At 70.9% G+C, this 13,032-nt stretch carries 11 protein-coding genes and 1 pseudogene; 8 read left to right on the top strand and 4 right to left on the bottom strand.

Going from position 1 to position 13,032, the window contains the following annotated elements; translation table 11 throughout:
- The first annotated feature begins 38 nt into the window (after positions 1-38).
- Positions 39-521, top strand: a complete 483-nt coding sequence (locus tag NKG98_RS11755) for a GNAT family N-acetyltransferase (RefSeq protein ID WP_254766108.1) — start codon at positions 39-41, stop codon at positions 519-521.
- Positions 522-626: 105 nt separating this feature from the next.
- Here NKG98_RS11755 and NKG98_RS11760 read toward each other — a convergent pair whose 3' ends face one another.
- Positions 627-830, bottom strand: coding sequence for a hypothetical protein (locus NKG98_RS11760; RefSeq protein WP_254766109.1), 204 nt, complete (start codon positions 828-830; stop codon positions 627-629).
- A gap of 240 nt (positions 831-1,070) precedes the next feature.
- Between NKG98_RS11760 and NKG98_RS11765 the strand changes: the two genes are divergently transcribed.
- Positions 1,071-2,300: a putative manganese transporter gene (locus tag NKG98_RS11765; RefSeq protein WP_254766110.1), complete on the top strand. Its 1,230-nt coding sequence runs from the start codon at positions 1,071-1,073 to the stop codon at positions 2,298-2,300.
- Positions 2,301-2,516: 216 nt separating this feature from the next.
- On the top strand, positions 2,517-3,167 hold the full coding sequence (locus tag NKG98_RS11770) for a TMEM165/GDT1 family protein (protein WP_254766111.1): 651 nt from the start codon (positions 2,517-2,519) through the stop codon (positions 3,165-3,167).
- 12 nt (positions 3,168-3,179) lie between these two features.
- On the opposite strand, the gene uvrB is transcribed toward NKG98_RS11770, so the two are convergent.
- Complete coding sequence (gene uvrB, locus NKG98_RS11775; protein WP_254766112.1) at positions 3,180-5,240, bottom strand: excinuclease ABC subunit UvrB; 2,061 nt, start codon at positions 5,238-5,240, stop codon at positions 3,180-3,182.
- Positions 5,241-5,736: 496 nt separating this feature from the next.
- Between uvrB and NKG98_RS11780 the strand changes: the two are divergent.
- Positions 5,737-6,145 (top strand): annotated as a pseudogene (locus NKG98_RS11780) (SLC13 family permease); the annotation flags it as partial.
- 17 nt (positions 6,146-6,162) lie between these two features.
- Here the strand turns inward: NKG98_RS11780 and NKG98_RS11785 are convergent.
- Entirely contained in the window at positions 6,163-7,293 is a 1,131-nt protein-coding gene (locus tag NKG98_RS11785) for an ORC1-type DNA replication protein (protein ID WP_254766113.1), read from the bottom strand.
- Positions 7,294-7,371: 78 nt separating this feature from the next.
- Positions 7,372-9,384 (bottom strand): helix-hairpin-helix domain-containing protein, encoded by a 2,013-nt coding sequence (locus NKG98_RS11790; protein ID WP_254766114.1) that lies wholly within the window; start codon positions 9,382-9,384, stop codon positions 7,372-7,374.
- A gap of 79 nt (positions 9,385-9,463) precedes the next feature.
- Here NKG98_RS11790 and NKG98_RS11795 point away from each other — a divergent pair, with 79 nt between their 5' ends.
- The 4 genes from NKG98_RS11795 to NKG98_RS11810 all read left to right on the top strand — a co-directional run bounded on the left by NKG98_RS11795 (position 9,464) and on the right by NKG98_RS11810 (position 13,027).
- Positions 9,464-10,033: a DUF192 domain-containing protein gene (locus NKG98_RS11795; protein WP_254766115.1), complete on the top strand. Its 570-nt coding sequence runs from the start codon at positions 9,464-9,466 to the stop codon at positions 10,031-10,033.
- A 22-nt stretch (positions 10,034-10,055) separates the two neighbouring features.
- The gene (locus NKG98_RS11800) at positions 10,056-11,603 is read left to right on the top strand and encodes a SagB/ThcOx family dehydrogenase (RefSeq protein ID WP_254766116.1); all 1,548 of its coding nucleotides are present in this window, start codon (positions 10,056-10,058) and stop codon (positions 11,601-11,603) included.
- A 52-nt stretch (positions 11,604-11,655) separates the two neighbouring features.
- On the top strand, positions 11,656-11,859 hold the full coding sequence (locus NKG98_RS11805; protein ID WP_254766117.1) for a hypothetical protein: 204 nt from the start codon (positions 11,656-11,658) through the stop codon (positions 11,857-11,859).
- 151 nt (positions 11,860-12,010) lie between these two features.
- A complete protein-coding gene (locus tag NKG98_RS11810; RefSeq protein WP_254766118.1) occupies positions 12,011-13,027 on the top strand; it encodes a M48 family metallopeptidase in 1,017 nt (338 codons plus the stop codon).
- Positions 13,028-13,032 lie beyond the last annotated feature (5 nt).

Here is a 13,032-nt window from a genome sequence, read left to right on the forward strand (position 1 = left end):
GTCCCACTACTTTGTCGCTCGACGGCGTAGCACACGCCATGGAGATCCGGCCGGCCAGCGCCGCGGATCGCGAGGCGATCCGCGAGGTCGCCCGCGCGGCCTGGCACGACTCGTACGACGAACTCGACGCCGAGACCGTCGACGAGACCGTCGACGCGTGGTACGCCGACGACGAACTCGAGCGCGCGCTCTCGGAACCGGGCACCGCGTTCCTCGTCGCCGAGGACGACGGTGAGGTCGTCGGCTTCAGCCACGGCGTCGTCCAGGGCGACGAGGGCGACGTCCTGCGGATGTACGTCCGCCCGGACCGCCAGCGCGAGGGGGTCGGGACGGCACTGCACGAGCGCCTGCGGGCCGACCTCGAGGACTTCAACATGAACCGGATGCGGGCGATCGACCTCGCCTCGAACGAGGGCGGACGGGCCTTCTACGAGGGACTCGGCTTCGAGAAGAGCGACGAGGGGACCGTCGAGATCGGTGGCGAGGAGCGTCTGGAAGTGGTCTACACGCTCGACCTCTGAGAGCCGGGTGCGGCGGAGTGGCTGAGCGCCCGGTGACGAGGCCGACACGGCTACCGGACCGGAACCCGTTCCATCGCCCGCTGCCGTCGTGGGGTTTCTCGGTCGCTACTCCGCGTAGACGAGCGTTCGTCGGCACTCGGGGCAGACGTACGGAACCGGCGTGAGAATTTCGTCCGCGCGAAGGCCGCTCAGAAACCCGTCGTCCGACGCCGGTGAGACGATGGCGAGCGACCCCATCACGTCGGTTCCTTGTAATTCCATCCGCTCTAACGGTTCCTCGCAATCCGGACAGACCGTCTCGGAGGGCATGCCTCTAGCAGGCACACCCGCGTTCAAAAACCCATTCAATTCGCGTTCTCGATCGCCGTCGACCGTGCCCGTCGACGATTCGGCAGAGTCGGTCGAGACGACGCTCCCGCCGATCGACGCCCGATGAGACGAGCCGTCAACTATAAATTCTAGACTGCAAAAGCAGAGTTTAGATGTGTCTAATCCATCGGCCCGTCGCCGGTCGCGGTCCCCGGCCGGCGCGGGCGGGAGGTGGCCGCCGTGGCTGAACCGCTGACGATCCTGCTCGAATCGCTGCGCGACGGCTACGTGCAGGTGAGCGTCTTCGTCGCGGTCACCGTCCTCGCGTTCGGGCTCGTTCAGTACCGGACCGACGGCGCGCTGTTGCGCGCGATCGAGGACCGGGAGTCGCTCCAGCCGCTGCTCGGCGGCCTGCTCGGACTGACCCCCGGCTGTGGCGGCGCCATCGTCGTGATGCCGCTGTACGTCCGCGGCACCGTCAGTTTCGGCACCGTCGTCGCGACGCTGGGGGCGACCGCGGGCGACTCCGCGTTCGTCATCCTCGCGCTGGCGCCCGAGGCGGCGCTGTACGCCTACGGCGTCGCCCTCCTCGCCTCGGTGACGACCGGCTACCTCGTCGACACCGTCGGCCTCGGCGTCTCACGGGTCGACGCGGCCGTCGCGCGGCTCTCGCCCGCCGCGACCGACGGCGGGACCGCGGTCGCCGGCGGCGGCGCCGTCCGCCCCAATCCCGCCCACGACTACCCGACCTGCGCGCCGACCCACGCCCACGAGTCGGGTCCGGACCGCCGTTCGGCGATCCTCACGCCCCTCTCGCACGCCGCCCACGTCGCGTGGTGGGTCGCGGCCGCCGGCGGCCTCGTCGTCGGGACGCTCTACCTGCTACGCGGCGGCCCCGAGACGGCCCTCGTCGTCGGCCTCGGCTTCGACGGCGCGTTCACCGTCTTCGGCCTCGCCGGCGCCGTCCTGTCGCTGTACCTCTACGCCGTCGGCCGCCACTACGTCGGCGAGGGGACGGTCGCCCGCGCCCGCGACTCGTTCTCGTCGGTCTACGACACCCTCACCCACGCGGCGATGGAGACCAGTTTCGTCACCGTCTGGGTGATCGTCGCCCTGCTGGCCTACGAGTACGGCGTAGTGTTGACCGGCCTCGACGTCGCCGCGGTCGCCTCCGCCGCCGGCGTGCTCGCCCCCATCGGGGGCGCCGCCGTCGGGCTGATCCCCGGCTGTGGCCCCCAGATCCTGCTGGCGGGCGTCTACGCCGAGGGCGGCCTCCCGTTCTCGGCGCTGGCGGCCAACGCCGTCGCCCAGGACGGCGACGCCCTCTTCCCGCTGCTGGCCGTCGATTTCAGGGCCGCGGTCGTCGCCACGGTCTACAACGCCGTGCCCGCGGTCGTCGTCGGCGTGGCGCTGCACTTCCTGTGGGGACCGGTCCTCGGGCTGCCGGAGTTCGGCTTCGGCGTGCTCTGAGCGGATTCGGCCGCGCTCGCGGACGACTCGACCGATCGCCCTCCAGCGGTCGAGGGCCACGAGGTCCGAACCGACGGACGGCGGCCTCGCGGGTTAGGACCGATAAACACTTTCGTTAGGGTAATCTAATTCGTTCGTGGGAACTGACGCCGCCACAGGACGGCCCCGTGGCCGCCCGGCGGTCCGACGGACGTCACGACGACATCCACACGACACATGAGTGACTTCATCGAGATCGTACTCACCGCCTTCGTCCTGCAGTTGCTTGCCCTCCCGGGAGAGAAGGGACAACTGGTCATCGCGGGCCTGGCGACGGAGCACGACCCGTATATGGTCGTCGCGGGCGCGGCGACGGCGTTCGGCGGCTGGACGGCGATCGAAATTCTGCTCGGGAACGGCCTCACGGGCGCGCTTCCGGCGGTCTACCTCGACGCCATCACCGCCGGTCTCTTCGTCGTCTTCGCGGTCTGGCTCCTGTACGCGACGCCGGACGACGGCTCCCGACCGCCCGGGAAACCGGTTACGGACGGCGGGTCCCGATTCCTCGAGTCGGTGCAGTCGTCGGTTCCGCCCCGATTTCGCGGCTTCCTGCCGTCGTTCTCGCTGATGGTTGTCGGCGAGTTCGGCGATAAGACCCAACTGGTCACCATCGGCCTCGCCGTCCAGTACGGGGCGACGTCGGCGATCTGGATCGGCGAGATGCTCGCTATCGTCCCGGTCAGCCTCGTCACCGCGCTGGTCTTCCGCAGGACCGCCGACCGGTTCGACCGGGCGTGGGTTCACCGCGTCGCGGCGGTCACGTTCGGACTGTTCGCGCTGGACATCGCCGCCGAGTACGCCGTCGGAACGTCGATCCTCCCGCTGTAGGCCGGTCGGCGCTCAGAACTCCTCGGCCGGCGGCGCGATCCCCTCGTCCCCGTCGCCGCCGTCTAAGTCGAACTCCTCGCGGACCTCCGCGATCCGGTCGCGGATGTCGGCGGCGAGTTCGAACTCGAGGTTGTTCGCCGCCTCCCGCATCCGTTCTTCGAGCTCCGCGACGTAGCGGGCGGCGTCGTCCTCGTCCGCGAGCGAGCGCCCGGAGACGTCCGAAGTGTCGGTCTTGCTCCCCGGCAGGTTGGTCTCGCCGACTTCCTTCTCGATCGTCGTCGGTTCGTGGCCGTGCTCCTCGTTGAACTCCCGCTGGATCCGGCGACGGCGCTGGGTCTCCTCGATGGCCGATTCCATGGCGTTCGAGACCGCGTCGGCGTAGAGGATCACCTCGCCGTTGACGTTCCTCGCTGCCCGCCCCATCGTCTGGACGAGCGTCGTCTCGCTGCGGAGAAAGCCCTCCTGATCGGCGTCGAGGATGGCGACGAGGCTCACCTCGGGGATGTCCAGCCCCTCGCGCAGGAGGTTGATGCCGACGAGGACGTCGATCTCGCCCAGCCGCAGCGAGCGGATGATCTCGTGGCGCTCTAACGTGTCGGTCTCGTCGTGCATGTACTCGACGGCCACCCCGGCCTCCTCCAGGTACTCGGTGAGGTCCTCGGCCATGCGCTTGGTGAGCGTCGTCACGAGGGTGCGCTCGTCGCGTGCGACGCGCTCGTCGATGCGGTCCAGCAGGTCGTCGACCTGCCCGCTGGCGGGCGAGACCTCGACCTTCGGGTCGACGAGGTGGGTCGGCCGGACGATCTGTTCGACGACCCGGTCGCTGTGCTCGTACTCGTAGTCGCCCGGCGTGGCGCTGACGTACAGCGTCCGGTCGGTCTTCTCCTCGAACTCCTCGAAGGTCAGCGGCCGGTTGTCGTAGCTCGTGGGGAGCCGGAAGCCGTTCTCGACCAGCGAGTCCTTCCGGGACTTGTCGCCGGCGTACTGGCCCCGGACCTGCGGGAGGGTGACGTGGGACTCGTCGACGACCGTGAGGAACTCGTCGGGGAAGTAGTCGAGCAGGGTGTACGGTGCCTCGCCCGACTCGCGGTCGGAGAGGTACAGCGAATAGTTCTCGATCCCCGAGCAGTAGCCCGTCTCCTGCATCATCTCGAGGTCGAACGTCGTCCGCTCCTCGATGCGCTGGGCGGCGATCAGGTCGCCCTGTCGCTCGAAGTACGAGATGCGTTTATCGAGGTCCTCGCGGATCTCCTCCATCGCCCGTTCGAGCCGGGACTCGGGGATCGAGTAGTGCTCGGCCGGGTGGATCAACGCCGCGGGCTCCTCGCTTTCGACCTCGCCTTCGAGGGGGTCGACCTTGCGCATCCGGTCGATCTCGTCGCCCCACAGCTCCACGCGGACGGCGTAGCGGCCGTACATCGGGAAGATCTCGATCGTGTCGCCGCGCACCCGGAACGTCCCCTGGGTGAAGTCGACGTCGTTGCGCTCGTAGTTCAGGTCCACCAGCCGCGCGAGCAACTCGTCGCGGCCGACCTCCTCGCCGACTTCGAGGCGCATCGCCATGTCGACGTAGTTGCGCGGGTCGCCCAGCCCGTAGATGGCAGAGACCGAGGCGACGACGATGACGTCCTCGCGGGTCAGCAGCGAGCGGGTCGCCGAGTGGCGCAGGCGGTCGATCTCGTCGTTGATCGAGGCGTCCTTGTCGATGTAGGTGTCCGTCTGCTCGACGTACGCCTCGGGCTGGTAGTAGTCGTAGTAGGAGACGAAGTACTCGACGGCGTTGTTCGGAAAGAGGGTCCGGAACTCCTCGTACAGTTGGGCCGCGAGCGTCTTGTTGTGGGCGATCACGAGGGTCGGCTGCTGGACCTCCTCGATGAGCCACGAGACGGTGTTGGTCTTCCCCGACCCCGTGACGCCGAGCAAGGTCTGTTCGTCCATCCCCGACCGAAAGCCCTCGGCCAACTGTTCGATCGCCCCGGGCTGGTCGCCCGCGGGCTCGAAGGGGGCGTCGACTTCGAACGGTCGGTCGACGTCGGGACGGTCCGGCTGGAGGGGCCCTTGCGCGTCGCTCATTGTCGGGAACAGGGCCTCGAACCACTTGACCCGCTCGCTGTCGGGGCAGCCCAGGGCACGGCCACCGCCCGGAACGTCTCCGCGAATCGGGAACGGGCGGCCGGGCCTGTACGTCGGCGACGACCGAGTCCCGACGGCCGCCCACGGTGCTCAACGAACGGCGCGACCCGAACCGTCTCCCGCTCCGTCCATCGGTCCGTCTTCCACTCGTTTCACGGTGCGGTCTCTCGTGATACCGGCACGATGCACGTGACGGGGAGGACGCCGGAATCGAAAAGCGCCCAGTCAGTAGCGGGGGCAGTTTCGACATTGCCCGTGTCGCCGCTTCGCGTACGCGATCCCTGCCGTCCGAAGGCGACCCATACACCGACGAACGAGGAGCCAACACGAGTAGCGGTCGCGAACGCCGTCCGGTCGGACCGGGGTTGCACGCCACTGCCCGCCCAACCGTTATGGACCCGCCCGCGGTGAACCCGACCGTGACGGAGCAACTCCAGTCGTCTTCCTGCTCGCCGGCGTGATCCCCCTCGGCGCCGCGCTCGAGTCGACCGGCGGGTCGCAGTTCCTGGCCGACGCGCTGGTCGGGACCGCCGCGTACCTGCCGCCGATCGGAGTCCTGCTGCTTTTCGCCGTCGTGACTGGACCGCTCACGAACGTCATCACCCCGTGGCGACGGTGGTGCTGATGGCGCCCGTGGCGGTCGACGCCGCGGCGTTCTCGTTTCTCCTCGCGGAGATGTTCGCCTCCGCGACCTCGTTTACGACCCCGATGGGCTACCAGACGAACCTGATGGTCTACGGCCCGGGGAAGTACACGTTCGCCGACTTCCTGCGAGTCGGCGGGCCGCTACAGCTCCTGTGGCGGTCGTCACGACGGTCGGTATCGCCCTCATCTGGGGGCTGTGACTCCCTCGCCGGATCGGTCAGTCGAGCCGATCCAGAACCGCCTCGCGCTCGTAGGCCAGCGAGAGCGCCCGCGAGCGGCCTCGGCCCTCGACGTCGGCGTAGTCGGCGTCGATCAGCCCGAGCTGGTCGAGTTTGTTGACGATCTCGGAGTAGCGGGTGTAGCCGAGGTCGGTCCGCTCGCGGAACGCCTCGTAGACCTCGCCGGCCTGCGAGCCGTCGTGCTCGGCGATCACCTCCAGCAGGGCGCGCTCGTTCTCGGTGAGGCCGGCGAGGCTCCGCGAGAGGTTGACGTACTTCGAGGTCTCGTAGGCCTTCTCGACGTCCTCGAGTTCGACGACGCGGCTCGCGCGCATCTCGGCGTTGAGCCCCGCACGCCGAAGGAGGTCGATCCCCACCCGGAGGTCGCCGCTCTCGGCGGTGCGGTCCGCGACGTGCTCCAGGACGTCCCGCGAGATGACGCCGTCGTGGAAGCCCCGCTCGACGCGCTCGCCGAGGATGTCGACGATCTCGGGCTGGTCGTAGACGGGGAAGTAGACGTCCTCGGGACGGAAGACGCTCTGGACGCGCGAGTCGAGTTCGTCGATCACTTCGAGGGTGGGATCGGAGGAGACGACGATGACGCCGATCTTCGCGCCGGGGTGTTCCTCGTGGGCGCGCAGCAGCGAGTAGAGCGTGTCGGAGGCCTCGTTCTCGTAGAAGAGGTAGTTGACGTCGTCGAGCGCGACGACGAGGACGCGGTCCTCCTCGACGAGTTTCTCGGCGATCTGGCCGAACAGTTTCTTGAAGGAGATGCCGCTGGAGGGCGGTTCGTAGTCGAACGTGCCCTCGAACAGCCGCGAGAAGACGGAGTAGCGCGTCGAGTTTACCTGACAGTTGACGCGGATGGTACGGACCTCGCGGGTCTGGGCGCCGACCTCGTCGAACAGCTTCTGGATCCCCGTCGTCTTGCCCGTCCCGGGCGGCCCGCGGACCATGACGTTCAGCGGGCGCGACCCCCGGACCGCCGGTCGCAGCGCGTAGGTGAGGCTCCGCATCTGCGAGTCGCGGTGGCGGAACGTCTCGGGGACGTAGTCGATCTCGAAGACGTGCTCGTTCTTGAACACGGACTCGTCCCACGATAACATCCCCCCCTCGGGGTCGTCTGCCATCACTTTCACCACGCTCTCGAAGCTACTTAGTTGTTTGCGCGGATACTGGAAATTCGGACCCGTGCGGGCTCACGACGGCTACTCGAACTTCTCCAGCAGTCGATCGTAGAAGGCGACCTCGCCACCGGCCGACCGGCCCCCGTCGGCCTCGCCGGCCAGTTTCTCGACGATCAACTCCGGCGTCGAGCGCGCGAGGTGGTCCTTGACCGGCGAGCGGTTCACTTCGAGTTCGCCGTCGACCAGGCCGACGGCCTCGATGCCGTCGACGGTCACCGGGAAGTCGGCCGTCTCGCGGATCTCGCCGGCGAGGTGGGAGACGAACACCGCCGTCGCGTCGTTCTCGTCGAGCGTCTCGAGGATGCCCGCGATGATCTTCGCGCTGGCCCCGGGTTCGGTGATGCTCTCCAGTTCGTCGACGAGCACGAGCGACCCCTCGCCGCCCCCGGCGAGGTCGGCGAACTCCCTGACCGTGGACTCGAACGCCCCCGCGTCGAGAGTGCCCTGGGTCTTGGCGTGGTAGTGGAGGTCGTCGAACCGCCGCAGGCGCACCGACGCGGCGGGCACGGGAAACCCCATGTGCGCCAGCACGACGACGCTCGCGACGAGGTCGAGCGTCGAGGTCTTCCCGCCGCTGTTGACCCCCGAGAGCAAGGCGACGCCCGAGACCTCGTAGTCGACGGGATCGATCTCCGCGAGGGGTTCGTCCAGCAGCGGCGAGCGCCCGCCCTCGATCCGGAAGCCGACTCCCTCGCCGGCGTCCCAGACGAACTCCGGCATCGTACACTCGAAGTCGCGGGCGAACCGCGAGACGGCGAGTTCGACGTCGAGTTCGAGGGCGTCCCGGACGAGTCGCTGGGCACCCTCGCGCTGGGCGGCGAGGTCGGCGGCCAGTTCGCGCTTGAGGCGGGCGGCGCGGCGCTCCTTCGCGGCCGTCAGTTCCTCGCGCAGCCGCGAGACCGCGTTCTCGTCGCGCTCGACGGGAAACGTCGGCTCGTCGCCGAACGCCCGCCGGGCGAGATCCGCCTCGCCGGCGTCGAGATCGAGCGTCTCGATCAGGTGCTCGCGGGCGGCTTCGACGGCCGCGGCGTGGTCGTCGGCGAGTTCCCGGGAGAGCAGCGAGTCGACGCCGGCGCCGCGCTCGACCAGCGAGAGCAGGTCCGAGCCCTCGATCGTGACGTCCCGCTCGCGGATCGCCTCCCGCAGGCGGTCGTTGGCGACGCTCTCGGCGGTGCCGACGGCCGCGTCGAGGTCGTCGACCGCCGCCGTCAGCCGGTCGAGTTCGTCGTCGCCCGCGACGGTGCCGTCGGCGGCGAGGCGTTCGAGGCCCGCTTCGAGCGCTTCGAGGTCGCAGTCGGCGTCGAGGCCGGCCGCGCGGTGGACGGCGGCGGCCGCCCGCAGGCTCTCGCGGTTGCGCGCGAAAAACGCCAGCGCGCGTTCGGGAACGATCTCCGCGGGGTCGTCGAGGGCGTCCGGCCGGACCCGGACGTCGCCGTCGACGGCCACGCCCGCGAACTCCTCGTCGAGGGCGACGACGGTCGCGTAGCCGCGCGCGAGTTCGGCCAGCCCCTGGGCGTCCTCGACCACCTCGACCGGGAGTTCGGGGACCGCCTCGCGGGCCTCGGCGTAGCGTTCGGCGTCGGTCGTCGCCAGACAGCGGTCGCGCACCCGGACGTCGCCGGGCGGTTCGAGCGGTTCGACGCCGGCCAGCGCGTCGAGTACGTCGGGGTCCGGGTCGCGCTGGATCGCCTCGCGGACGAACGCCCGTGCCTCCTCGATGCGCGACCGGCGCGAACTGGGGTAGAACGTCTCGAGGCGGGCGGCGCCGTAGCGGGTGACGGCCCGCTCCGTGCACAGCGAGAGGACCTCGCGGTAGACCTCGCGGGCGCGGTCGGTCGCGAGGAAGCCGCCGGGGTCGTCGTGCTCGCGGCGGATCGCCCCGCGCGCGATGCGCGCCGCGCGACCCCGCGTGATCCCCGGAGCGCGCGCGAGCGCCGCCACGTCGCCGGTCCTGAGCGCGCGCTCGGGGTCGTCGAGGTCCGCCAGCGCGCGGGCGGTCTTCTCGCCGACGCCCGGAATCGATTCGAGGTCCATCGACCGGCGCATTCGGTCGAACCGGGAAAAAACTCTCGCCCGACCCACGTTTTTGATCCCCGGCGTAGTACCGCAGGCCATGCGTTCGCCGCCACGACTCCCCGCGATCGTCGCCGCAGTCGTTCTCCTCGCCGCCGTCGGCGGCTGTCTCGGCCCCGCCCTCGACGGCGAGGGCGACGACGAGACGGACCCCGGAGCGGACGAAAGCGACGGAGGCGACGGGAACGCCACCGCGACGTTCCTCGCCGCGGAGGGGAACGCGACGGTCACTCTCGAAGTCGCCGCCACGCTCGAAGAACAGCGGGAGGGGCTGATGTTCCGCGAGTCGCTGCCCGAGGACCACGGGATGGTGTTCGTCTACGACGAGGCCGACGAGCGCTCGTTCTGGATGAAGAACACGTACGTCCCGCTGGACATGATCTTCGTCGCGCCGAACGGCACGGTGCTGAACGTCGAGCACGCCGACCCCGAACCCGACGCGTCCGACGGCGAACTCGAGCGCTACCACAGCGACGGGGACGCCCAGTACGTGATCGAACTCGAACAGGGGTTCGCGAACGAAACCGGCGTCGGGCCGGGCACCGAGGTCGTCTTCCACGACGACCTCGACGAGCGGGAGGAGAGCGTCGGCCGGCAGGGCGCTTTTTGACTGCCCCGTGGTAGCACGGTGCATGACCGACGACGCCCTCGACGCCCGCGAGTACCACGAGCGGACGAAACACTCCCCCGAGAGCGTCCGGGAGAGCGGCCACCGCCTCGACTTCGACAACAAACCCCGGCCGTACAAGGTCTACGAGGACCGTCCGCGTCGGTCGCTCGCCCGGTCGATCCGCCCGCCCCAGCAACCCGCACTCTCCGCGGTGGCCGAACCGACCGCCGACGGCCGCCCCGGCCGGCGACCCGACGTCGACGCGCTCACGACCCTCTGTTACGACGCCGTCGGGATCACGAAGGTGATCGAGCGCGCGGGGCGGACGCTGCGCTTCCGCGCGGCGGCGACCACCGGCGCGCTCTACCACGTCGACCTGTACGTCGTCTGCGCCGACCTCGACGGCGACCCGGGCCTCGACGCCGGCGTCTACCACTTCGACCCGCGGACGCTCTCGCTCGACGTCCTCCGGGAGGGCGACCACCGCGGCGTCCTCGCGGACGCGACGGGCCACGAGGGGGTCGCGTCGGCGCCGGTCTCGGTCGTCGCCACCTCGACGTGGTGGCGCAACGCCTGGAAGTACCGCGAGCGGACCTTCCGGCACGCCTTCTGGGACTCGGGGACGACGCTCGCGAACCTGCTCGCGGTCGCGCACGCGCTCGACCTGCGCGCCGAGGTCGTGACGGGGTTCGCCGACCGCGCGGTCGCCGACCTGCTCGGGGTCGACCCCGCCCGCGAGGCGCCGCTGGAACTCGTCGCCGTCGGCGAGGGCGACCCCGCGCCCGACCCGCGATCGGTCGAGCCGATCGACCCGGCGACCGCGCCGCTCTCGCCGGACGAGCGGGCGTTCCCGCCGATCCGCGAGGCGTGGACCGCGGGCGTCCTCGACGACGGGGAGGCGGCCGCGGCGTGGCGCGCGGGCCGCCCGCCGGGACCCGTCGTCGGGAGCGCGCCGGACGCCCCGGACCGCGAGACCGTCGCCCTCGACCCCGTCGACCGCGAGACGGCGTCGAGCCGGCCGCTCCACCGGACGATCCGCCGTCGCGGCTCCTGCCGGGCGTACGAGCGCGACCCGATCAGCTTCCGGAAGTTCTCGACGGTGCTCGACCGCGCCGTGCGGGGGGTCCCGATGGACGTCCGGCGCGCGGACGACCCGCCGCTGTCGTTCGTCGAGCCCTACCTCGTCGTCAACGGCGTCGAGGGGCTCGACCCGGGCGCCTACCGGTACCGGCCCGCGGCGGGCGAACTCGACCGCCTGCGACGGGGCGAGTGTCGCCGCGAGGCCGGCCACCTCGCGCTCGACCAGCGCCTCGGCGCCGACGCGGCCGCCTGCGCGTACTTCATGATCGACCTCGACGCCGCCACCGACGCGCTCGGCGACAGGGGGTACCGCGTCGCCCAGCTGGAGGCCGCCCTGACCGCCGGGCGACTCTACCTCGCGACGTACGCCCACCGCGACCTCGGCGGGACGGGGCTGACGTTCTACGACGACGTCGTCACCGAGTTCCTCGAACCGGCCGCGGCGGGGCTGACGCCGGCGTTCCTCTACACGATCGGACGTCCCGCGTGACGCTTGCTGAGACAGGCGCGTGGGTTTTCCCCGCCGCGGCCCTAGCGGGGCCATGGTACTCAGGAAACTGCTCGGCTCGCGGGCGACGCGCGCGTTCACCGTCGGTTCGGTCCTCCTCGAAGCCAAACGGGCCGTCGAGGGCGGCAACCGGTTCCGGGCGGCCGCGTTGCTCGTCGTCGCGGTCTTCGCCTGGAAGTGGACGGTGCTCGGCGTCGCCGCTCAGGGCGTCGTCAAACTGCTTCGGGCCGGGCGCTGATCGGCCGGCCTGCCGCCGCCGACGGCCGCTTCACCCCCGCGAACGGCCGGACGCTGCCGGCCTCCGCTCCCGTGTGAGGCGAGCGCGCTCGCGGCCGGACGAGCGCCGTCGAAACGGTCACTCTTTTGTGACGATCGGCCGAAGCGCGCCCATGGTCCGGCCCACCGCCCGTCTGCTGCACCTCCGGCTGGCCGTCACGCTGCTCGGCCTCCTCGTGGCCGGCCTCGCGGCGACGGCAGCCCTCGCCGTCGTCGTCGCCGCCGCCGGCCTCGGCGTCGTCGGAGTCGTCGTCGCCTTCCTCCCCGTCGTCGAACCCGAGACCCTCCCGACCGGTCCGGCGGCCGGCGCGCTCGTCGCCCTCGTCACGCTCGTCCTCGTCGGTGCGGTGCTCTGGACCGAGCGCGACGCGCCCGAGTACGCCGTCGCCGCGACCGGTGCGCGCCCCGTCGACGAGGAGGGCGACGCGGACCTGCTCGCGCTCGTGGGGTCGGTCGCCCAGCGGTCCGACACCCCCGTGCCGAGGGTCTACGTGGCGCCGACGGAGACGCCGCTGTCGCTGACGACCGGGTTCACCGCCGAGCGCGCCCGACTGATCGTCAGCGAGGGACTGCGCTCGCGTCTCGACCGCCGCGAACTCGAGGCCGTGGTCGCCCACGAACTCGCCCACGTGAAGAACCGCGACGCGGCGGTGATGACCGCGGCCGCCCTCCCTCTCGGGGCGGCCGAACGCGTCCGCGACCTGCTGTCGGGGCCGACGGCCGGCGTCGCACACGGCCAGCCGAGTCGCGCGGGCGTCGCCGACGCGTTCGTCACCGTGAGCCTGGCGCTCGTCGCCCCGGTCTGGCTCGTCGCGCACCTCCTGACCGCCTCGCTGTCGCGCGGCCGGGAGTTCGCCGCCGACGACGGCGCGGTCGCCATCACCGGCGACCCGGCCGCACTCGCGAGCGCCCTCGAACGCATCGACGCGACGCTCGCGGAGCGACCGACGGCCGACGTCCGCGAGACGGTGGTCGCCGCGTTCGCCATCGCCGAGCCCCGTCGAGACGAGCCACGCGGCCTCCTCGCGCCGGTTCGGCGGGTCGTCCGGCGAGCCTTCGCGACCCACCCCGATCCGAGGCGGCGGCTCGAGCGACTGCGGCGACGCGCTCGCGAGCAGGAGACGGCGTGACCGTC

This window comes from Salinilacihabitans rarus (assembly GCF_024296665.1).
Taxonomy (GTDB): Archaea; Halobacteriota; Halobacteria; order Halobacteriales; family Natrialbaceae; genus Salinilacihabitans; species Salinilacihabitans rarus.